Here is a 21,899-nt window from a genome sequence, read left to right as displayed (position 1 = left end):
CCGGATAGTGCTGAGAGGAACCACATTCAATTCAACTAATTATTAAAAACAAATGAGAAAACTGTTACTATCGGTTGCGGTTTTGACGGCAGGAGCTTCGGCTTTTGCTGCCGGACTTAAACCTCAGGACGGCGATTCCATTCGCTCATATCAAATGAATGAAGTGGTTGTAAACGCTTCACGTTCCGGAACTTTACTGAAAAGTATTCCACAAAAAGTAGAAATTATATCGGGAAGTACGCTCAAGTCGCTTCCTAACGACAATCTTGCAGAAGTGTTGAAACGAGCTACCAATCTGGATATTATACAATATCCGGGGTTATCGGCTCAGGTTGCCATGCGTGGCTTTTCGCCCAGCGCTCACAATCGTAGTGTAGTGCTCGTGCTTATCAATGGTGAATCGGCAGGTACAACCAATCTGGCGACTATTGCGGTCGATAATGTGGAACGCATCGAGGTGATAAAAGGCCCGTATGCCGTTTTGTACGGTTCTGATGCCATGGGTGGTGTTATTAATATCATCACAAAAAAAGCAGGTAAAAAATCGCAGGGAAGTGCATCTGTCGAAGCTGGTAGTTTCGGTTATAGCAAGCTGGGGGCTAACTTTACCGGTGTGGCGAATGATAAGTTCAGCTACGGTTTGGGCTACAGTCGCCAGCAACAGACTAAAGATTACCGGATTGGCCAACATAATTTCCTGAAGATGACTGAAGTCGATAAGTTGATCCTTGATAAGGCTTCGTACGGCGATGCAATGGACAACACTCAGTACGAGCTGAACGTTGCTAATGCGTTTGCCGACTATAAGGTGAATCCGCAGTGGAAAGTGCGTGCCGAAGGTAGCTATACCTATGCTTACGATGTGGAGACTGCCGGTAATTACTGGGGTTCATACGGACAGAGCAAAAAGGACGTGAACCGCCTGAACCTCTATGCTTCGTTAGAACAGCAAAATGCATTGAACCGCTTCCGTTTTGCACCTTACTACACCAACGATAAAAATCCGAATTATTCGGACAACACTGACGCCGGATTTATCAACTTTACAAGCTCAACCAAAGAATACGGTTATCAGTTACAGGACGGTTATAAATTTGGTAACCTCAATTTTACAGTAGGCCAGGATATTAAGGTGTACGACTATACGTCGAATAACTATTCGGCCAAAGGCGTTGAAACAGCGCCCTATAAACCCGATAACCGCTTTACCAACATTGCGTTGTTCGGACAGGCCGTTTACAACTGGAATGGTTTGAATGTGAATGCAGGTCTGCGTTACGACCGTTTTAATTACCATATCGATGCCAATGCTGCGTTGAATGCTCCGGATGCCAATGCCCATTACAATACTGTCAATCCGTCGGTAGGTGCGCAATATGCTTTCGCTGATTTCAAGGCTCACGCTTCTTACGGAACCGCTTTCTATGTGCCCGATGCTTATCAGATGTCAGGTAAATATACCATGAAATATACTTATGGCGGTGTTACCTATTCGACCGATTATATCGGCAACCCTGATCTGAAACCGGAGAAATCGCGTACTACCGATTTCGGGTTGAGTTATACCTCTGCGGCTGCAGGTTTGAAGCTTGATGTTACCTATTTTCATACTTTGTACGACAACAAAATTGTGAACCAATACGTGACTGCCGGTACTACGTTTACGAATGCCAACCAATCAACGATGAACGGTCTTGAACTTGTTTCCGCATTTAACTTCGGAAAGTTTATTGACTCGAAACTGTTGCTCGAAGCGTATGCCAACTTCACCTGGATGTTGAAAAATAATTTTACACAGATGGTTAAAGGTCAGGAGCAAACATATGATATGCAGTTTGCCCGTAAAACCAACGGCAACTTCGGATTGAACTATCAGTACGGCAAAGTAAATATGCGCCTGAACGGACGTTTGATCGGAACCCGTCTCGAAAAAGATAACTTCAGTTACCTTCGTCCGGGCATCAAATCGACCGATTACTATACTCATGGAGGATATGCAGCTTCCGACAAAATGTTGCAGTTGCCGGCTTATATGGTGTTCGATTATTCGATCGGATATGCCTATTCGCAGAAAGTCAATTTTGGAATTACCGCTTCCAACCTGTTAGATGAAAACTATACAGAGAAAGACGGATACAACATGCCGGGCCGTAGTATTGTGGCAAAACTGTCGTATGCGTTTTAAGAGAAGAAAGAGCAAAGACAATCTGAGGGGGAGGTTGTGGAATAACGTTGCAGGTATTTATATGAAATATTCGTGTTAATGTTGTGACACAACCAACAGAAAGTTGCTGTCTTTATTCTTTAATCTTTACTCTTTGTTCTAAAAAGAAATATGAAAACAAAAATATATACTCTTGTCTTGCTGTTGCTTGTAACGCCGGTCGTTTTATTCGGAGGAAGTAAAAAGGTACAGTCGGTGAAAAAAGAGATCACCGTAGAGATCGACTATGGGAAAGTACAGGCTCTGAAAACGGTCAAAGTAGCCTGGTTTCCCGGCATCGCGGTGCTCGGCGCTTTGCAGGAAGCTGCTGAAACGGAAACCCATCCCGTTGGGTCGTATGTGTTTGTGACGGCGATCGATCAGGTAAAGGGTGAACGAGGCAAAATGGCCTGGTACTACCGCATCAATGATAAAGTACCGAAAAAGCTGGCGCTTTATCAGACGCTGAAACCCGGAGACACCGTAAGCTGGCGGTATGTAGAGGATGTCTGCTCGTGGAAAGTGGACAATCCGTCGAAAGGCAAGTAGATCTGTTTTTACGCAGAAGGCGATTTCAAAACTATAGAGAGTTTGCGCTTCCGGCACTTGACTTCAAAATATGGCAATCGACAGATTGTGAGTGTGTTTTGAAGAAAATGTTTCGGGAGCGCAAATTTGCCGTTTAAATCTAAAATAGGAAACAACTTAATCTGCTGAAGTCAGATTGTCTTTACTCTTTGTTCTTTTATCTATTATCTAAAACAAATATGTCTCATATCATTTTCATCACCGGAGGTGCCCGATCGGGTAAAAGCCGCTTTGCGCAGGAGCTGGCCGAACAGCGTAGTGAAAATCCCGTTTATCTGGCGACGGCACGTGTGTGGGATGATGATTTCCGCAAACGAATTGAGCGTCATCAGAGCGATCGTGGTCCGCACTGGATCAACATCGAAGAGGAAAAACACCTCTCGTCTACACCTGTCGAAGGCAAAACCGTGTTGCTCGACTGTATCACCCTCTGGTTGACGAATATCTTTTTTGATAACGGGTTCGATATGGAAAAATCGCTGGCAGAGGCCAAAGCGGAGTGGGGGCTTTTTGTGACCAAAGAGATGGATCTGATTGTGGTGAGCAACGAGTTAGGAATGGGTGTACATCCGGTGGAAGAGTCGGCGCGTAAGTTCGCTGATTTACAGGGCTGGATCAACCAGCATATTGCCGCCATGGCCGAAGAGGTTTACCTGATGGTGTCAGGCATCCCGGTAAAAATAAAACAGCAATAATAAACACAAAGATGCAAAGTCACGAAGAGGTAATCAATATTTTTAGTGACTTCGTGTTTGAGAAAAACAACATAAAATGACTTTAAAGGAACAACTTCAACACAAAATTGACCTCAAAACCAAACCGGTGGGGGCTTTGGGTACGCTTGAACAGCTTGCATTACAAATCGGTTTGATTCAGGACACGCTGACTCCCTCATTGAATAATCCATCTTTGCTGGTTTTTGCTGCCGACCACGGACTTTCCGACGAGGGCGTAAGTCCTTACCCGAAAGATGTAACATGGCAAATGGTAATGAATTTCGTGGCCGGAGGCGCTGCAATCAACGTCTTTTGCCGTCAGAACAATATTAACCTAAAGGTAGTGGATGCCGGTGTCGATTACGATTTTCCGGCAGGAATCCCTGTCGTGAATGCTAAAGTGGCCAAAGGGAGTCGCAATATGCGTCGTGAACCAGCCATGACTGCGGATGAATGCCGTGCAGCCATCCAAAAAGGACGTGACCTTGTGACTGCCGAAGCCTCAAAAGGCTGTAACGTGATTGGATTCGGAGAGATGGGTATCGGCAATACTTCGGCTTCTTCATTGTTGATGCATCGATTCCTGAATATCCCTATTGAAGAGTGTATTGGAGCTGGTACCGGTTCGCAGGGTGAACATTTTACCAGAAAAACGTCCATTCTGAAAGAGGTGTCGGAAAAGTATAATCCGCAGACACCCGAAGAAACGCTGGCAGTTTTCGGTGGATTGGAAATAGCCATGATGGCGGGTGCTATGCTCGAGGCTGCCGATCGGAATATGATTGTTCTGGTGGATGGTTTTATTGCTTCAGCAGCAGCATTGTCGGCGGTAAATATTCAGCCGGAAGCGCGTCAAAAAATGATTTTCTGTCATTCTTCAGACGAGCGCGGACACCAGATGATGCTTGACGGAATGCAGGCAGACCCGGTATTGCATCTTAATCTTCGGTTAGGAGAAGGAACCGGTGCTGCATTGGCTTATCCTTTGGTACAGGCCGCCGTCAATTTCCTGAACGAGATGGCCAGTTTCGAGGATGCCGGAGTATCGAATAAAGAATAAATTGTTGGTATAAATAAAATTGGGACAAAAAGTATCCGGAATCTTTATTCTCTCGCTAATGCGGGATCTACACTACGTTTCGATTTGCTCTTTGTTCTTTTGTCTGATTTGATGAAGAAACAATTACATATATTTCTCAATGCGATAATGTTTTATACGCGCATTCCGGTTCCGGTGAACGTGCAGTATTCCGATGAAATACTTAACCGTTCGACCCGTTATTTTCCTTTTGTAGGCTGGGTGGTCGGAGGCGTCGGAGCTGGTGTTTACTGGGCGTTGAGCTTTGTAATGCCGGACGCATTGTCCATTCTGCTGAGCATGCTGGCAACCATTTTCGTGACAGGAGCTTTCCATGAAGACGGTTTTGCCGACTTTTGCGACGGAATGGGCGGTGGTTATACACGGGAAAAGATACTGACTATTATGAAAGATAGTCGTATCGGTACTTACGGAAGCATAGGATTGTTGGGAGTGTTGGCAACAAAATTTACGGCTTTGCTGTCCATTCACGATGTTTCAATTCCAGTTGTACTTTTGGCCGGTCATTCGTTGAGTCGTTTGATGCCGGTAACGGTGATTTATACTTCGAAATATTCCAGAGAAGATTCTACCAGCAAAACCAAACCTATTGGCAAGAAAGGGAAAGACTATGATTTTGTGATGGCGTTACTTTTTGGGCTGGGCTTACAATGGCTGATGCCGCTCTCTTTTGTGGCTTGTATCATACCGTTCATGCTACTCACCACCTTTATTTTCAGGCGGTATATCACAAAAAAGATAGGCGGTTATACAGGAGATTGTCTGGGGGCTCTTCAACAAATTGCCGAAGTGGAATTTTATCTCGGATTTGTTATATATCAAACACTTATAAAATAGAAATATTAAATATTCGCAAACTTTGCATGTGCAAGAAACATAAAAGTGGAACATGATCGTTTTTTATGACTGGTAGAGAACTCACCCCGAAGGGATAAATAAAAAATACCAAACTGACGGAAAGCTGTTTGAGTGAGTAGGCCAATTACAGAAGGTTGTTAATGAGAAACTATTTCATGGCTGAGCGAACGAGTTCTTTCCGTCTATGTTTTTGCTTACTTTTTGCGCCAAAAAGTAAGGCCTGCCGCAGGCAAAGAACTAATTGAGTCCGGCAATAAAAATGAAGTAAAATCTCCAATCAAAGAAAAAGCCAATATGACTTTATTCTACACCTTAATGTAGACAGCATATAATGCAAACGAAAATTGAACACATAGCGTTGTTGCTACAGAATAAGACTTTTAATGGCTGCTTATAGCGGTTAAATATATACGATTTAGCTAACCAATGATAGATGAAATGAGCATAATCCGGGATACTCTAACCAGAATGAATATTCCCGATTTCAGCTAATTTTGTTTGATTTTTCAAATTTGATTTATGAAACAGACAGTTGTAAGACATACTAAAGTAGATGTTCCTGCAGGAATTTGTTACGGGGTGACCGATGTGCCTTTGGCGAAATCAGCGCCTGATGAGATAGCGCGTATAACCCGGGAACTGCAGAAGGAACAATTCGATGCCGTATTCACCAGTCCGCTTAGTCGGTGTCGTGTATTGGCAGAAGCAATCCGACCCGCACAAGAGTTGATTATCGATCATCGGCTGCTGGAACTCAATTTCGGAGACTGGGAGATGGTTCCCTGGCAACAGATATATGATCAGGAGTATGGGAAAAAATGGTTCGACGATTACATTCACCTTTCATGCCCCAACGGACAGTCGTATATGGATATGGCGAATGAGTTGAAATCTTTTATAAATGAGTTGCAACAACAAAATTATGATCATGTGCTGATTGTTGCTCATGCCGGCATTATCAGAGTCCTGATGAGTCTAACCCATCAACGAAATCCGCTGGAAATATTTGATATACAGGTGTCATTTGGCGGAATTTTTACATTCAATATTTAATGAAGAACGATCAAATAAACATCCCATTACCTGACGAGTCGTTACGGGCGAAAATTCAGCATAAGCTCGATAACAAAGCCAAACCGGTCGGATCGCTCGGTCGGTTGGAGTCGCTGGCCTTGCAGGTGGGAATGATTCAAAACACCCTGACGCCGGTACTTTCCAATCCGGTGATGCTGACCGTAGCTGCCGATCACGGAATAACCGCCGAAGGAGTAAGTCCCTGTCCGGTAGAGATAACCTGGCAGCAGGTACATAATTTTCTGAGTGGCGGAGGTGGCATTGGGTTGCTGTCGCGTGTCTATGGTATGGAGTTGTGGGTGGTCGATGCGGGAGTTAACTACCGTTTTGTACCGCATCCGCGTCTGGTCGATGCCAAAGTGGCGATGGGTTCCAAAAACTTTTTGCATCAGCCCGCAATAAACAGAGAGCAATGTATGCAGGCTTTTAACAACGGGCGTGACATCGTACGTCGTTTTGCCAAAGAGGGTAGCAATGTGATCGGTTTTGGCGAGATGGGAATCGGCAATACCACGCCTGCCTCGGCCCTGATGTCCATTATTTGCAATCTGCCCGTAGACGAATGTGTTGGCCCGGGTGCCGGTCTCAATAGTGAAGGGGTTCGCCATAAGGCAGATGTAATAAAAGCGGCTATCGAACGGCATGGCGTGTCGGATGATATCTTCGAAAATCTGGCACGTTTTGGCGGTTACGAGATTGTTACCATTGCCGGAGGAATGATCGAAGCGGCCATGAATCGCATGGTGATTCTGGTCGATGGGTTCATCACAACAGCAGCGATGCTCGTGGCAAAAGAGATTAATCCGGCTGTACTGAATTATGCCATCTTTGCTCATGAAGGCGAAGAGCAGGGTCATCGCAAAATGTTACGCCATATGAATGCTTCGGCTGTGCTTCAGTTGGGTCTCCGCCTGGGCGAAGGAACCGGTTCGGCTGTGGCTTATGGTGTACTGAAAGGTGCTGTTGCCGTTCTTTCAGAAATGACTTCGTTCGAAGAGGCACAGGTCATCAATACCAGCCATATCAGATTCAATTAATCTTTAACCATTAACCATTAATCATTGATGAAGTTGCGTCCCGTGATGTTTGTGGGTACTGGTTCGGACGTGGGGAAGAGCGTGATTAACGCTGCTTTTTGCCGCATCTTTTTGCAGGACGGCTATCGTCCGGCACCGTTCAAGGCACAGAATATGTCGCTCAATAGCTATGCCACACCCGAAGGACTGGAGATCGGTCGGGCACAGGCGGTGCAGGCCGAGGCGTGCGGCATTCCCTGTCGTGCCGATATGAATCCGGTACTTCTCAAGCCTACAAACCATACCTCTTCGCAGGTAGTGTTGAATGGTAAACCGATTGGAAATCAGTCGGCTTTTCAATATTTCAACAAAACCGACCGTATGGAGCTTTTCGATCAGGCGATGGCTGCCTGTAACCGTCTTTTGGTGGAGTACAATCCCTTGGTGATTGAAGGTGCCGGGAGTATTTCGGAGATGAATCTCTGGGATCGCGACATTACCAATATGCGGGTGGCAGAAACGCTGGATGCACCTACTTATCTCATTGCCGATATTGACCGGGGTGGGGTGTTTGCCAGTGTTTACGGCAGCATAAAGCTGTTGCCTGAAGCGCAGCGCAGGCTGATTAAAGGCGTTATCATCAATAAATTCAGGGGTGATATTGCCCTGTTTGAAGATGGCCGAAAAATGATGAAAGAGATCAGTGGGGTGCCGGTGGTGGGCGTGATTCCTTATTTCGACGATATTCATATCGAGCAGGAGGATTCGGTGGTGCTCGAGCATCGCAAAGAGAAGCAGGTTGGTGGCAAGGTGAATATTGCGGTGGTATTGCTGCGGCACATGTCAAACTTTACCGATTTCAACCGCCTGGAGCTGCATCCGGAGGTAAATCTCTTTTATGCGGCTCATCCCGACGAGTTGAAAGAGGCTGACATTGTGCTACTGCCGGGTTCTAAAAATACCATCGATGACTTGCGTTATCTGCGTCGTTCGGGCATGGCAAAGGCTGTGTTACAACATCACGAAGTAGGAAAAGCGGTTTATGGCATTTGCGGCGGTTACCAGATGATGGGTCTTTCGGTGGAAGATCCGCTGGGCATGGAGGGCGATATTGCCGCCGTGCCGGGACTTGGCATATTGCCGGTGTACACGGTGTTGACGGAAGAGAAAAAGACCGAAGCTTGCCGTTTTTCTTTTCTGGGTAGCGAAGCCGATTGCGAAGGCTATGAGATTCACATGGGCGAAACGATAGCCGAAATACCCAGTCCGCTTTGCAATACCGATAAAGGAGATGAGGATGGTTATTTTCTTTCGGGGAGGAGTTTCGGAACCTATCTGCACGGCTTTTTTGATAATTCCTGTACCATCGACTATATTCTTCGTCAGGTACCGGGATACGGAACGAAAGAAGCAACCTCAACCGATTACAGTGCGTTCAAAAACGAACAATACGACAAACTGGCGGCGCATGTGCGCAATTGTGTCGATATGGAGTACATTTATAAAACAATGCGTGAATGATTGAGGGACACGGCAACGATTTGTATCGATACGGAGATAAGGTAAAGAGCGATTTTAGCTCGAATGTTGCTGCGCGTCGGGTACCGGATGCTCTGCTTGCCTTTCTGGCAACACAATTGGAGACAATTGCGACTTATCCCGAACCGGATTCGGAAACTTTGCGAAACGCTTTAGGTAGCAGGCTGCATGTGGATGCCAATCAGGTGTTTGTGGCTAATGGTTCGGTGGAGGCGTTTTACACGATTGCCGCTGCATTCCGTCAGAGCCGGTCGCTGGTGCTGATTCCCTCTTTTGCCGAGTATGAGGATGCCTGTCGGATGCACGACCACACGATTTTCTACAAAAGCAATGAACAGTTGTGCGAAGCTGGAATTGTTTGTCCGCAATTGGTTTGGCTGGGTAATCCCAACAATCCCGATGGCCGGTTATATGCCGCAAAAGAGATAGAGGAACAGTTGCTGCAAAATCCCGATACCGTTTTTGTGGTAGATGAAGCCTACGGAGAACTCTGCTCCGGCTTTGAGTCGGTGATAGATTTGGTGAATCGGTTTGACAACCTGATCGTGGTGCATTCGATGACCAAACAGTATGTTTTGCCCGGTTTGCGACTGGGATATATGGTGACGAGCCGCTCGCTCGCTGCTCGTTTACGTTCATTCTCTGTACCATGGGCGGTAAATGCACTGGCTCAGAAGGTTGGAGTATACTTAATAAACAACGAAGAATTATATTTTCGAAACAAAGAAAATACTCTTCGTAGATCAATTGAGCTACAAAAACGGTTTTCTGCGCTTCCGGGGATAACCGTTATACCTTCACCCTGTAACTTCTTCCTGTTGCGTACAGATGGTTTGGAAGCTTCGGTAGTAAAGGAAAAATTGTTGAACGATTTTGGTCTGCTGGTACGCGATGCCTCCAACTTTCGCGGTCTCGACAATCACTCTATCCGTATCTCGGTGCAGACAGAAGAAGAGAACGAAAAGTTGTTTATAGCGATGGAGAAGATGATAGGAATTAGGAATCAGAAATCAGGATCTAAGAGCCAAGACAAATCATTAACCATTAACAATTAATCATTAACCATCACTTTCGGATGTTATCTCCTCTCTTACCTGCTTTCCTGCTCGATGCTTTTTTGGGCGATCCGCGACGGTTGCCACATCCTATTCGTTTGTTTGGAAATATCATTGCCTTTTTTGAGAAGCGCTGGAACCGTAACGGACATCGTCGACTGAAAGGTGTATTACTTACAGTGATGCTGGTGGCTGGTGTGTGGACAATCTTCTTCGTGGCGGAGCAATTATTGCAATCCTATCCGGTAGCGGCCTATCTCTTTGCTGTCGTTTTTATCTTTTACGGATTGGCCAACCGCAGTCTGATCAGCGAAGCGCTGGAAGTAGAAAAAGTGTTGAGTAACGAAGGTCTCAAAGCAGGTCGCAAGCGGCTGAGCTGGATTGTAGGACGGGATACGTCGCAATTGAATCCCACGCAGATTCGTACCGCTGTGCTCGAAACACTGGCCGAAAACCTGAGCGATGGAGTGGTGGCTCCTCTCTTTTATTATGCCATTGGCGGCGTACCGTTTCTGTTTGCCTACAAAATGGTGAATACCCTTGATTCGATGATCGGTTACAAGAGCGAACGTTACCGGCAGTTCGGTTGCTTTGCCGCCCGCACCGACGATGTCCTCAATTTTATACCGGCACGCATCACCGCCCTGTTGATGTTGTTGGTTACGTTCCGTTGGGATGTAGCTCCCTTTGTGCTGAAGTATGGCCCGAAACACGCCAGTCCCAATTCGGGCTATCCCGAATCGGCCATGGCGGGGATTCTGAAGTGCCGTTTCGGCGGACCGAACGTCTATCACGGAGTGTTGGTGGAGAAACCCTATATCGGGGAGAATTGGCGGGAAATTTCCGCGAAAGATATCCGCAAAGCGTGTGCCGTCAACTTCGCCGTGGCAACGGTGGCTGTGGTGGTTATTATCCTGTTACGGAGCTACGGAGCGTAACACCTCTTTGCCGAATGCCATACATTCGCTCCGTTTCAGGTTGTCGTACTCGTCCATGTTAAATGCCTGCAACTGTTTGCGCGCATCGGGTTCCATCAATCCCCAGGTGATGCGCCCGAGAAATACTTTGGAAGCAACATTGCTTACGCTGGCCAGTTTGGCGAGGTGGTTTTCGATTAGTTGCTGATACTGAACCTGAGTGACAGGCTGTTTCATATTACCGCATACGGCAAACAATCCTTTTATCTTGCCTTTCAGCTGCTCGTTGTGCTCTGTTAGGTAGCGTTGAAGTTCGGGTGTGGTTTTGCCTGCACGTATCGATCCGCCCACAATCACGTATTTGTAACCCGATAAATCGGGATTTTCTCTCACGTCAAATACTTTTGCAATACCATCCATTCCTTCCGAAATCCAGGCGGCGGCATCGCGTGACGAACCGCACCAGGTACCGTAAAGCACCGCCCATTCTGCTTTTGAAGTTGTGGGGTAAAAGTCCATTGCCCATATTTTACGGGGCAGTAACAAGGCTCCCATCGTTAGCAGGCCGCCTTTCAAAAAATCGCGTTTCTTCATGTGGTAAAAGGTTTATAAGTTGTTTTTTATTTCGTTGTTCTTCATTCTTCTGATACCGGAGGTACCCGATACGGCGTGTTGTATCATAGCGGCGGCTACCCGGTCGACATGTGTGGGTACGTATTGTTTCAGAAGTCCCATTTTGTTGAATACCGACAGAATCTTGGCAGATATTTTCTCCACAAAGCGGTCAGTGTCGGGGCGTAGCAGCAAACCGGGTTGCACGATAACAAGCTTCTCAAAACCGAGTAACTCGATGGCTTGTTCCAGTTCGCCTTTCATGCGGCTGTAGAAGATCGCAGATTTTGCATCGGCATTCTGAGCCGACATGAGCACAAAGGTTGTAATGCCATTCTGCCTGGCAATCTTAGCGAAGTTATATTGGTAATCGTAATCCACTTTCCACTGAGCCTCTTTGCTTCCGGCATCCTTTAAGGTGGTGCCTAAGCAGGAGAAAGCTACATCTCCGTTGATCTGTTCTGCATATTCGTGTAGCTTGTCAAAATCGACAATGACCTGTTTGAGTTTGGGATGCGTCTCTGCAGATGGTTTGCGCAGAAGCAACACAATCTCTTCAAAACGCTCATCGGCCAGTAGTCGCCTGACCAGATATTTCCCCGTGGCTCCCGAACCACCGATTACGATTGCTTTCATACGATAATAATTTTAATTTTTAATAGACGTATGGAACTCTATGTTGCTAAAGATTATTTCCCGATAGCTATCGGGAACTCTTCGTTATTATTGATACAAATTTACATTTTCTTTTTTAATTGAAAGTCGGGCAAACAAAAAGCCCGGAATCTTTGCAAATTCCGGGCTTTCATAACAAGTATCTTGTTTTATCAGATCTTCATATTCATTGCAGCGCGAACCTCTTCGAGGGTGGCGGTTCCCACTTCTCTTGCCTTTTGTGCGCCATTGAGTATCACCTGACGTACGTAATCCATATTGGATTCCAGTTCGATACGTTTCTGGCGGAAGGGGCGCAGGTATTCGTTGATCGATTCGGTGAGCATCTTTTTGAGTTGTCCTCCGCCTCCGTCACCGATTTTTGCTGCGACGGCTTCCGGTGTTTCGCCCGTGCACATAGAGATCAGTGATAAGAGATTGGCAATCTCGGGACGACGTTCGGGTTCGTAGGTGATGAAACGTTCCGCGTCAGTCTTGGCTTTTTTGATCAAAGCAGCCGTTTCGTCTTCGGTGGCGCTCAGCATAATGGCGTTGTTGCGGCTCTTGCTCATCTTCTGTCCGCCGTCCAGACCGAGAATCATTGGTGACTTGCTCAATAGCGGTTGCGGTTCGGAAAATACAGGATTGTTGGGCGCAAATTTATCGTTGAAGCGACGGGCAATTACGCGGGTCAGCTCTAAGTGAGGCAACTGATCTTTGCCGACCGGAACCACGTTTCCTTTGCAGAAAAGAATGTCGGCGGCCTGGTGAACGGGGTATGTGTACATTCCGGCGTTGATGCTCTTTAAGCCCGAAGCCTGAATTTCTTCTTTTACCGTCGGGTTACGGTTGAGTTCGGCGTTGGATACCAGCGTAAGGAACGGAAGCAGCAGCTGGTTCAATTCGGGAACGTAGCTGTGAGGGAAGATGAAGGTCTTGCCGTCGGTAGGATCGATGCCGGCTGCCAGATAATCAAGGGTCAACTGACGGACGTTCTCGGAAATTTTATCGAATGAATCGCGGTCGGTAAGCACCTGGTAATCGGCAATGACGATAAAGGTTTCAACGCCCAGGTTGTGCAGGCGTACGCGGTTTTGCAACGAGCCGAAAAGGTGACCGATGTGCAGACGGCCGGTGGGACGGTCGCCGGTAAGTACACGGTATTTTTCGGGATGTACGCTTAAATCCTCTTCCAGTTTTCTGCTTCTCTCAACGGTAGCCTCGTAGGTTCCCAGTTCCATTTTTTCTGTATCCGACATATTGATGTTGTTTTTCTTTGTATTTTAGGAAGTTATAATTTTCATTCTGTGTTGTTCCGGCTGCTTCAGCACGCTGCCGAATGCTTTCGCAAATTTACTGATTATTCTGAAAATACGGAGAAGAATGGCCGCTTAGTTTTACAATTCTCCCTTTTCAAACTTCTCTATCAATTCACCGCCTACACTCACATTGGTGGGGTGGTCAGGCAGGTTGCCGCGGGTGTACCAGGCAGCTTCGGCAATTTCGTTCTGATCGATGACTATCGGCTGGTTTTCGTCGGCTTCGGCTGTGAAACCTACCATTACCGACCCCGACAACGGCCAGGGCTGACTGGTGTAGTACCGAATGTTCTTCACATCGAGTCCTACTTCCTCTTTCACTTCCCGGCGCACGGTCTCTTCCAGCGTTTCGCCCACATCGGCATATCCGGCAATCAGTGAGAACCATCCGGGTTTGAAATTGGCGTTGTGTGCCAAAAGAATTTTATCTCCGGAAGTGATGGCAACGATAATGGCCGGTGAAATTTTCGGAAAGAATAGCGTGTGACATGCAGGGCACATCATTGCCCGTTCGTCGGATTTGTGTACGGTTTTGGTCCCGCATTTGCCGCAAAAACGATGTTCGGCATACCAGTTGCGCAGGTGATAGCCCACCACGCCGACCCAGGCCACCTCTTTACGGCTGGCGGTACGGAAGAAATTAATCTCCTGATAGGTGATGTCTGATTCTTTTGCCGATGGAGCATCCCACACAAGAAAACACGACACCTCGTTAAGGGTGAATAAAAAGGTAGCCTCCGTTTGGTCGGTGATGTTGGTGAAATCTTTTTTCTGCGGAAGCTCGAGACCGTTGTTGTCGCTTTTCAGTAACAGCGTATTGTCTTTGTAATGAAGAACGAAGTCTTTGTCTTCTATTGTTTTGCCGGCTACAAAATGGTTGTCGAAGCGGTGCGGAAATATGTCCTGAATCATACTGATAATAGAATTTGCAGGGGCGACGATTTGCCCCGGAGTAGAGTGCAAATTTACGCTTTATTTTCTAAAGATGCAGTGATAATTTATAATCGCAAACCGGCAATTTTTGCTTGAAAAGAAGTCTGATTTCAGGCATATCCGAAAAAAGATAAGAAAACGATGTTTCTTCTTGTTGTTGAAAATATTATTAACTAAAAATAGATATTTGTAAAAAGAAATTTGTAGATTTGAAGCGAAAATGGAACTGTTCATGGTGAGTGTCTGTAGTTTGCAACTGTCAGAAGCAGAATTTGCAGAATGATTGAATTTACAGAATGAGTTCAAAATAAATACTGATTAATGGAAAAAGATCAATTGACCTATACTATTATTGGTTGTGCTATTAAAGTTCATAATGCTTTGGGAAATGGCTTTCAGGAAGTTATTTACCAACGCTGTCTTGCCATTGAGTTGAGACGGGCAGGCTTGGACTTTGAAAGAGAAAAAGAGCAAAGTATCTTTTACGATGGAATCAATGTCGGTACCCGTAGAGCAGATTTTGTTGTTGAAAATAAGGTGATTGTTGAGTTAAAAGCGATGATTAACCTTGAAGATGTGCATCTGGCACAGGCAAAGAACTACGTTGTGGCATATAACTTTGCAAAGGGATTGTTAATCAACTTTGGAGCCACAAGCTTGCAGTATAAATTGATCTTTAATCAGCATTTTCGCTAATGCACGAATTCTGCAAATTATACTTTAGAAAGCTAATTGATGTGTAAATTGACAGTATTATATGCCTTTATGTGTAGGATGTAATATTCAGAAAGATATATTATTTATAGACAAATCAACATTATGAAAGTGAAAAGCTTCAACATTATCTTCAAAAAAGAGACAAAGAGAGAAAAGAAAATATGCCTATACGCAATCTCAAGTGAAAAAGCGATCGCTTTAGCAAGAGAAATGGATATAAATGATATAGTCAGAATTGAAGAGAAGCAAATACAACCAGATGACAGAAGGTTTGCTTATGCAAAAGATTTGGGCGTAAGTTTTCCTGAATCTTTTACAATTGAAGATTTATCGACTTTAATTGAAAATAAAAAAAATGATGATTCGGATATTCCAGATTTAGGTCTAATTACTTTTGCAAAAAACAAGAATGTTATTTTCAACAAATATATAGGTGACAAAACCCTAAGAACACTGATATTTAAAAAATTGGAAAACGAAGACCAAATTGCATATTTTGCTTTTTCTATATATAAATGGTTGTCAGATGATAAACATACTAATTTGGAAACACATAGATATAAAGAGAAATTTTATGAATTTGCAAAAGTAAATATAACTGATGAACAGTTTTTAAAGTCCATGAAAAAATATATTGGAGATGATCTTACTCAATTTGGTGTTGTAAATTATGTTGACAATGATGGTGATTTGTTAGATAGAGGATCTGTTTCATCCATAAATACAATTGCCTATAAAAAAGTTGCAGAATATTTACATAATGAATTTGGAATTATGAAAACGAAAAGTATAAAGCAAAAATTAGAAAGCCAATATGTGCAACAAACCAAAAACAAAGGTTGCTTAGTATTTTTTCTTGTAGGCTTATTTATTCCAGTTATTGTTATGTTGGCTAAACTTACATTGTGACTCCTCTTTCCGTGCAATTGGTTTTTCTCTACGAAAGAATTCGTCCAGTAGCAAGTCATTAATGCCTGAATTCTGTTAATTCAATCATTCTGTAAATTCTGATGCGGACAATTGACGTGGTCGTTTGATAATTATTTGGTCTACAATGATAATTTGCCTCTTTTTGTTGTATATTTTCACCGTAAATTGACAACAAAACCGAAAGGAGGCAACACACCATGAAAGCGTCTATACCATTAATCATTACCATTAGCCGTCAGTTGGGCTGCGGAGGAGCAGTCATTGGTCAGCAGGTGGCCGCAAAGCTGAATATCCGTTATGTCGATCGCGAGATTATCAGCCGGGCGGCGCAACGACTCTCCGTCGTGGAAAAAGAGATTGACGAAAAGGATGAGAAAATTCAATCGTTCTGGAAGTCATTCTTTCAATTGAATGCTCTGGCATCCGATGCCCCTCTCCCTCCCGATATGCGTATCACCACTACGGGAGAAATTTTCAAGGTAGAAAGCGATATTATCCAACACATTGCAAAGGAGCAAGCCTCAGTAATTATTGGGCGTTGCGGATATTATATTCTGAAAGATCATCCCAATGTAATTACGGTTTATCTCCATGCCGACAAAGCTTACCGTGTGGATCGCATTGCCCGTCAGACAGGCATGACCGACAAGGAAGCTCTCGAAATGATAGAAAAAAACGACAAGGAAAGGGGAAACTACATTGAAACGTTTACAGGTAATAAATGGCATGATGCCCGCCAGTTCGATCTTTGCATCGACACAGGCAAGACCGGAGTGGACAATGCAGTGGAACTCATTCTCAATTATGTAATCATGGTTCATTCGTAGCCTGTTTGGAGGTAAAATAACTTCTTGTTATCTTTGTTGACAAGTGATACCCGCCTTGCAAATTGCATTCAGCGTATACGGCGGGTATTGTTGTGTTTGGTGAATAGATTACCGGCACTCGTTCAAATCAACAGAATATCTCTTTTTATGCGAAATTACCTCCTTTCTATTATCATGGCATCGGCAATTGTGTTGAGCGGATGCACACAGTCAGGCAAATCTACTCCTGTAGCAGGCAATGCCGATAAGAATGGCTTGTCGGATGCGGCACCGAAAAAGCAGGAACCGGTTGACTCCATAGCTTACAACAAGAAACTGGCGGTGCTGGCAAACGGCGACACTACCGGAAGATGGCCGGTGAAACATTTGTCTTATCCCATGAAAGGAGCTATTTTGCCGTATAATCGTATTGTGGCTTATTATGGTAATCTCTATTCAAAGCGCATGGGCGTGCTGGGCGAATATGCTCCGGACACGATGTGGACGATGTTGCGCAAAGAGATGAAAGCCTGGGAAGCTGTCGATCCGTCAACTCCTGTAATACCGGCAATTCACTACATAGCGGTAGTGGCTCAGGGTAATCCCGGCAAGGACGGGAAATACCGTATGCGGATGCCTGCCCATCAAATTGACTCTGCGCTGACTATTGCAAAAATGGGCAACGCCATTGTATTTCTGGATATACAGGTGGCGCTCAGTCACCTGAAAGATGAAGTGCCTTTGCTGGAAAAATACCTGAAAATGCCGCACGTACATTTGGCTATTGACCCTGAATTTTCTATGAAAGATGGTAGTTTGCCGGGTAAAAAGATAGGAACGTTCGATGCTGAAGATGTCAATTACTGTTCGGAATATCTGGCCGATCTGGTCAAGCAATACAACCTTCCGCCGAAAATTCTGATTGTACACCGCTTTACACAGGGCATGGTGACCAACTACAAGCAAATCAAACACCATCAGGAAGTTCAGATGATAATGAACATGGACGGGTGGGGCGCTCCTTACCTGAAATATGACACTTATCGTCAGTATATCTTCCGTGAACCGGTGCAGTTTACGGGCTTCAAATTATTCTACAAAAATGATATCAAAAATCCTCCGCATCACATGCTGACACCGCCGGAGCTGATCAACCTGCGCCCCAAGCCGATTTATATTCAGTATCAATAATTCACTGTTTGCGAGTTCGGAAAATTGATTCGGTAACCATTTTTTGCAGAAACAAGGAACGATTCTTCCATAAAATAGTTAGATTTGGGGAAGCGTAAGAATAGGTCTGTGCGACTATTGTTCAGGCCGGAATAACGATACGGATATGGTTATTGAAGATTTCAACAGGATAAAAGAACAGTTGGGTTTTGAAGAAGGTATTCACGGAAAAGAAGAATACTTCAACTCGGTAGTACTGGTGCTTCTCATGCCGATAAACGGTGAATACCATTTTGTGTTTCAGAAGCGTGCCGCCAATATTCGGCAGCCCGGCGAAATTTGTTTTCCGGGCGGCAAAATAGACGAAACAGATACATCGCTGGAACAGGTTGCTTTGCGCGAAACCTACGAAGAGATGGGTATTCCGGCAGACAAAATTGAAATCATTGGCCGAATCAATACGCTGGTGGCTCCGATGGGAGTGACAGTAGATGCCTTTGTTGGTATTGCGGATGTCAGTTTAGAAGAGCTTGCCGTAAACGAGAGCGAAGTGGAACGGGTAATTACTCTTCCCGTTACCTATTTCCTTGCCAATCAACCGGATCGGTATAACGTAAAAATTGAGGTGCATCCTACCACTGTCGACGACAAAAGCGGTAAAGAAATAGTTCTATTGCCTGTGGAAGAACTTGGGTTACCGGCTATCTATAAAAATCCTTGGGGAAATTATCTCTACAAAGTATTGGTGTATAAAACCCACGAAGGTGTAATTTGGGGAATCACTGCCCGCATTGTCCACGAAGTAGCCCGAAAAATAGAAAGAATAATAAACTGACGAGTCAAACCCTACCCCCTGTCGGGTACTCCTCTTGAGATCAATGGGATATCAATCTGCGATTGTAGCAATAAGTCGTAGAATAGAGCTAAAACTCAGCGAACAGTGCTGTCCCCTTTAGATAAAGGGGACGAGCGAAGCGGAGGGGTTTGATAGTTTAATATACAGTGTCTTCTGATATTCCCTCCAATTCTCTACAGTTAATTACATCTTCTCTTTCTTCTCAAAAGTCTTTTGCATAGCCTTAATCAAACCCTGAGGTGTCCAGGCCGGAGCAACCATTCTTCTGACAGTTTGCAGTGGATAAACGGAATCACGTTTTGAAATCAGTGTAAACGAGAGCTTCATTTGCTTGTGTAACTCCTCTGCAGCCTGATGGTTCCATATTCCGTAAGGATAGGCAAAATATTCTACCGGCTTGCCAGTAATTCCTTCCAGTCCTTTTTTCGGATCGGTAACTTCTTTCTTCCAATCAGCCGCTTCCTTGTATTTGGTGACCATGGTATGATCCCAGGTGTGCAATCCGACGGTGTGACCTGCCTTGGCCAGTTGAGCGATCTGCTCCTTGCTCATGTAGTTCTTCTTGTTGTAAGTTATCGTCATGATGAAGAATACACCCCTGAAACCATGTTTTTCGAGTACGGGAGCCGCAATCAGAGCATGCTCCACACGCGAATCGTCAAAGGTAATCATCACCGGTTTTGATGGCAATTTCTCATTATGTGCCAGGTATTCATACAGCTGATCGGGTAAAATGGCATGATAACCGCTGTCAGCCAGCGCACTGATCTGAGCTTCGAATTGAGCAGGACTAACCGTGTAATCATCTTTGCGCCCGTCTTCAATGCGATGGTAGCAAAGAACAGGTACTTCCTGTTTAGCAAGTATTTCGGAAGCACTATTGATGGTCTTGTTTTGAGACTGGTGACTTTGCGGCGATAGAGGCGCAGAGGATGAGTTACTACCGGCACTACGGTTACAAGATACAATGAAACATCCTGCGAGCAGGATTAAGATAACAGAAAGGATCGATTTATGCATTGTACGAAGACTTTAATTAGGACAAAAATAGCGGATTTTACCGGTAATTTTCAAAGTTACATTTATTTCGTTTATGAGATTTTCTAATATTTATGCAAAGTGTTTATTTGTAGAGTGATAGTTCACTTGCTAAATGTTCTGAAATAGTATAAAAACGGTATGAGCAAAGAACAAAACAACACAATACACGCGAAATTTGCTGCGTTATTTAAGAAATTATTATCGGCGATACATTTTAAATTTCAGTAAAACACATCTAAAAGTAACATTTATGAAGAAGTTGTTATTTTTCATGGCCTTTGCGGCCACTTTGCTCGTAACATCGTGTACCAATACGGTGAATGAGCCTGGCGCACGAACAGTGTCAGTTTATCTGACCGACGATCCGATGTTTCATCGTCCGGATATGCCCTGGCTTCGCTATAAGTCAGTAAATCTTGATGTCAAAGCGATTCAGTATATCGGAAAGGATTCTATCTGGAAAGATGCGACTTTTACCGAAGCTGTTTATAACATCAAAATGCTGGCGAACGGCGACAGTGCGCTGCTCTCAAAAATCAATATTCCAAGTGGCGAAACGGTACGTCATATTCGTTTTGTTTTGGGTAAAAACAATTCGGTAGTTTTGTCTGATGGTACCACCAAACAGTTGATCATTCCTTCTAAAAGTGATAGCTCTTTGGTAGTCAAAGCATGGGAAACGGCTCCGACCGGTAGCTACAGTATTATGCTCGACTTCGATATTGCACGTTCTATCATCAGAGACAGAAGTGGAAATTATATTCTGATTCCTAAGATGAGAGGCTTTATAATGGAATGTACACAAAGCATCGAGGGCTTTATTTTACCGCGTAAATTACTCACCAAGGTGTTTGTGGTCAACGGAACGGATACGATTTCTACTCTCTCGGATACGCTCCGGATGAATTATTTCAAGTTAAACGGATTTGTCCCTGGTTCATACACGGTTAAATTTATGCCGGTTGACAGCGGATATGTAACATTGACCAAAACAGTAACTCTTTCGGGTCACAACAGAGCGATGCTTGGCGAAGTGAAAGTAACTCATTGATGCTTATAAAGTCCCGGACTTATTGGTTCGGGACTTTATAAGTGCACATTTAAACTTCGTAGCGTGGATTCAATCCAATAATTGAATTTGAATTTCAAAACAAATAACTTATTCGGCTCCAAAATAGTAATAAACATCTAAAATTCAATTCGTATGCAAAAACAGATTTTTATAGCGCTTTTCGCGTTGATGGGGATATCGGCAGGAGTGGTTGCTCAGACGGCAACACCGGAAATTAACCGTACTCAGACAGAGCAGCAGCGAAGAATTCACGAAGGCGCAGCTACCGGTCAACTGACACGTCATGAAGTAAAAAAGCTTGAAAAACAGCAACGTAAAATCGAACGGGATAAACTGAAGGCAAAGTCTGATGGCGTTGTAACACGTCACGAACGCCGACACATACAAAAAGAACAGGAAAAAGCTGCCCGCAAGATTTACAAAGAGAAACATGATGCTCAGGTACGCCGCTGATTTGCCTGTGTATCTATAGTTCAAAAAATATGATTGTCCGGATAATAACGCCACGATTCATCGGGGTGTAAACGCGAAGATAGTCAATATATTCCCTGAACCGCGTAGCGGTATCCCGTTTGCAGGAAAACGCTTACAGCGTTATGTAAAAACTGCTACCTTTCTCCCCGTCGGGATTTATCCCGACGTTATTATTGGGACAACACCTCCGGTGTTTAGCGGTCGCTTTGCGGATAATCATATAAAAAAATAAGCCACGATGATTGCAAAT

Annotated in this window: 22 protein-coding genes; 17 read left to right on the top strand and 5 right to left on the bottom strand. The window is 44.5% G+C overall.

Annotated features, from left to right (window positions below; translation table 11 throughout):
• The first annotated feature begins 52 nt into the window (after positions 1-52).
• The 10 genes from F8N35_RS12675 (at position 53) to cbiB (ending at position 11,086) form a co-directional block, all read left to right on the top strand.
• Positions 53-2,185 (top strand): TonB-dependent receptor, encoded by a 2,133-nt coding sequence (locus tag F8N35_RS12675; protein WP_293053638.1) that lies wholly within the window; start codon positions 53-55, stop codon positions 2,183-2,185.
• A gap of 150 nt (positions 2,186-2,335) precedes the next feature.
• The gene (locus F8N35_RS12670; RefSeq protein ID WP_293053636.1) at positions 2,336-2,752 is read left to right on the top strand and encodes a DUF4430 domain-containing protein; all 417 of its coding nucleotides are present in this window, start codon (positions 2,336-2,338) and stop codon (positions 2,750-2,752) included.
• A 218-nt stretch (positions 2,753-2,970) separates the two neighbouring features.
• Positions 2,971-3,486: a bifunctional adenosylcobinamide kinase/adenosylcobinamide-phosphate guanylyltransferase gene (cobU, locus tag F8N35_RS12665; protein ID WP_293053634.1), complete on the top strand. Its 516-nt coding sequence runs from the start codon at positions 2,971-2,973 to the stop codon at positions 3,484-3,486.
• 76 nt (positions 3,487-3,562) lie between these two features.
• Positions 3,563-4,567 carry a nicotinate-nucleotide--dimethylbenzimidazole phosphoribosyltransferase gene (cobT, locus tag F8N35_RS12660; protein ID WP_293053632.1) on the top strand — a complete coding sequence of 335 codons (1,005 nt, stop codon included), beginning with the start codon at positions 3,563-3,565 and terminating at the stop codon, positions 4,565-4,567.
• Between the two features lie 111 nt (positions 4,568-4,678).
• A complete protein-coding gene (locus tag F8N35_RS12655; RefSeq protein WP_293053630.1) occupies positions 4,679-5,443 on the top strand; it encodes an adenosylcobinamide-GDP ribazoletransferase in 765 nt (254 codons plus the stop codon).
• Positions 5,444-5,983: 540 nt separating this feature from the next.
• Positions 5,984-6,517: an alpha-ribazole phosphatase gene (cobC, locus tag F8N35_RS12650; RefSeq protein ID WP_293053628.1), complete on the top strand. Its 534-nt coding sequence runs from the start codon at positions 5,984-5,986 to the stop codon at positions 6,515-6,517.
• Positions 6,517-7,575 carry a nicotinate-nucleotide--dimethylbenzimidazole phosphoribosyltransferase gene (gene cobT / locus F8N35_RS12645; RefSeq protein ID WP_293053626.1) on the top strand — a complete coding sequence of 353 codons (1,059 nt, stop codon included), beginning with the start codon at positions 6,517-6,519 and terminating at the stop codon, positions 7,573-7,575. Before cobC ends, cobT (F8N35_RS12645) begins: the two co-directional genes overlap by 1 nt.
• Before the next feature lie 27 nt (positions 7,576-7,602).
• A complete protein-coding gene (locus F8N35_RS12640; protein WP_293053624.1) occupies positions 7,603-9,075 on the top strand; it encodes a cobyric acid synthase in 1,473 nt (490 codons plus the stop codon).
• A complete protein-coding gene (locus F8N35_RS12635) occupies positions 9,072-10,148 on the top strand; it encodes an aminotransferase class I/II-fold pyridoxal phosphate-dependent enzyme (protein ID WP_293053622.1) in 1,077 nt (358 codons plus the stop codon). Before F8N35_RS12640 ends, F8N35_RS12635 begins: the two co-directional genes overlap by 4 nt.
• A gap of 20 nt (positions 10,149-10,168) precedes the next feature.
• A complete protein-coding gene (gene cbiB / locus F8N35_RS12630; protein ID WP_293053620.1) occupies positions 10,169-11,086 on the top strand; it encodes an adenosylcobinamide-phosphate synthase CbiB in 918 nt (305 codons plus the stop codon).
• On the opposite strand, the gene F8N35_RS12625 is transcribed toward cbiB, so the two are convergent.
• The 4 genes from F8N35_RS12625 to nudC all read right to left on the bottom strand — a co-directional run bounded on the left by F8N35_RS12625 (position 11,066) and on the right by nudC (position 14,562).
• A complete protein-coding gene (locus F8N35_RS12625) occupies positions 11,066-11,659 on the bottom strand; it encodes a flavodoxin domain-containing protein (RefSeq protein WP_293053618.1) in 594 nt (197 codons plus the stop codon). The two genes, cbiB and F8N35_RS12625, sit on opposite strands and share 21 nt — an antisense overlap.
• 12 nt (positions 11,660-11,671) lie before the next feature.
• Positions 11,672-12,313, bottom strand: coding sequence for an NAD(P)H-binding protein (locus tag F8N35_RS12620; protein ID WP_293053616.1), 642 nt, complete (start codon positions 12,311-12,313; stop codon positions 11,672-11,674).
• 191 nt (positions 12,314-12,504) lie between these two features.
• Positions 12,505-13,590, bottom strand: a complete 1,086-nt coding sequence (trpS, locus tag F8N35_RS12615; protein WP_293053614.1) for a tryptophan--tRNA ligase — start codon at positions 13,588-13,590, stop codon at positions 12,505-12,507.
• Between the two features lie 138 nt (positions 13,591-13,728).
• On the bottom strand, positions 13,729-14,562 hold the full coding sequence (nudC, locus tag F8N35_RS12610; RefSeq protein ID WP_293053613.1) for an NAD(+) diphosphatase: 834 nt from the start codon (positions 14,560-14,562) through the stop codon (positions 13,729-13,731).
• Positions 14,563-14,904: 342 nt separating this feature from the next.
• On the opposite strand from nudC, the gene F8N35_RS12605 reads away from it, so the two are divergent.
• The 5 genes from F8N35_RS12605 to F8N35_RS12585 all read left to right on the top strand — a co-directional run bounded on the left by F8N35_RS12605 (position 14,905) and on the right by F8N35_RS12585 (position 19,041).
• The gene (locus F8N35_RS12605; RefSeq protein ID WP_293053612.1) at positions 14,905-15,279 is read left to right on the top strand and encodes a GxxExxY protein; all 375 of its coding nucleotides are present in this window, start codon (positions 14,905-14,907) and stop codon (positions 15,277-15,279) included.
• A 123-nt stretch (positions 15,280-15,402) separates the two neighbouring features.
• Positions 15,403-16,209 (top strand): hypothetical protein, encoded by an 807-nt coding sequence (locus F8N35_RS12600; RefSeq protein WP_293053611.1) that lies wholly within the window; start codon positions 15,403-15,405, stop codon positions 16,207-16,209.
• A 218-nt stretch (positions 16,210-16,427) separates the two neighbouring features.
• The gene (locus F8N35_RS12595; RefSeq protein WP_293053610.1) at positions 16,428-17,057 is read left to right on the top strand and encodes a cytidylate kinase-like family protein; all 630 of its coding nucleotides are present in this window, start codon (positions 16,428-16,430) and stop codon (positions 17,055-17,057) included.
• Positions 17,058-17,204: 147 nt separating this feature from the next.
• On the top strand, positions 17,205-18,227 hold the full coding sequence (locus F8N35_RS12590; protein ID WP_293053608.1) for a hypothetical protein: 1,023 nt from the start codon (positions 17,205-17,207) through the stop codon (positions 18,225-18,227).
• A 145-nt stretch (positions 18,228-18,372) separates the two neighbouring features.
• Positions 18,373-19,041: a CoA pyrophosphatase gene (locus F8N35_RS12585; protein WP_293053606.1), complete on the top strand. Its 669-nt coding sequence runs from the start codon at positions 18,373-18,375 to the stop codon at positions 19,039-19,041.
• Positions 19,042-19,245: 204 nt separating this feature from the next.
• Here the strand turns inward: F8N35_RS12585 and F8N35_RS12580 are convergent, their stop codons facing one another.
• Positions 19,246-20,082: a polysaccharide deacetylase family protein gene (locus F8N35_RS12580; protein WP_293053603.1), complete on the bottom strand. Its 837-nt coding sequence runs from the start codon at positions 20,080-20,082 to the stop codon at positions 19,246-19,248.
• Between the two features lie 271 nt (positions 20,083-20,353).
• On the opposite strand from F8N35_RS12580, the gene F8N35_RS12575 reads away from it, so the two are divergent.
• Complete coding sequence (locus F8N35_RS12575) at positions 20,354-21,154, top strand: DUF4382 domain-containing protein (RefSeq protein WP_293053600.1); 801 nt, start codon at positions 20,354-20,356, stop codon at positions 21,152-21,154.
• Positions 21,155-21,307: 153 nt separating this feature from the next.
• The gene (locus F8N35_RS12570; RefSeq protein ID WP_293053597.1) at positions 21,308-21,628 is read left to right on the top strand and encodes a hypothetical protein; all 321 of its coding nucleotides are present in this window, start codon (positions 21,308-21,310) and stop codon (positions 21,626-21,628) included.
• Positions 21,629-21,899 lie beyond the last annotated feature (271 nt).

Origin of the sequence: Paludibacter sp. (assembly GCF_009712605.1) — a bacterium.
Lineage (GTDB): Bacteria > Bacteroidota > Bacteroidia > Bacteroidales > Paludibacteraceae > Microbacter.
This window is presented reverse-complemented; position numbering and strand designations above follow the sequence as displayed.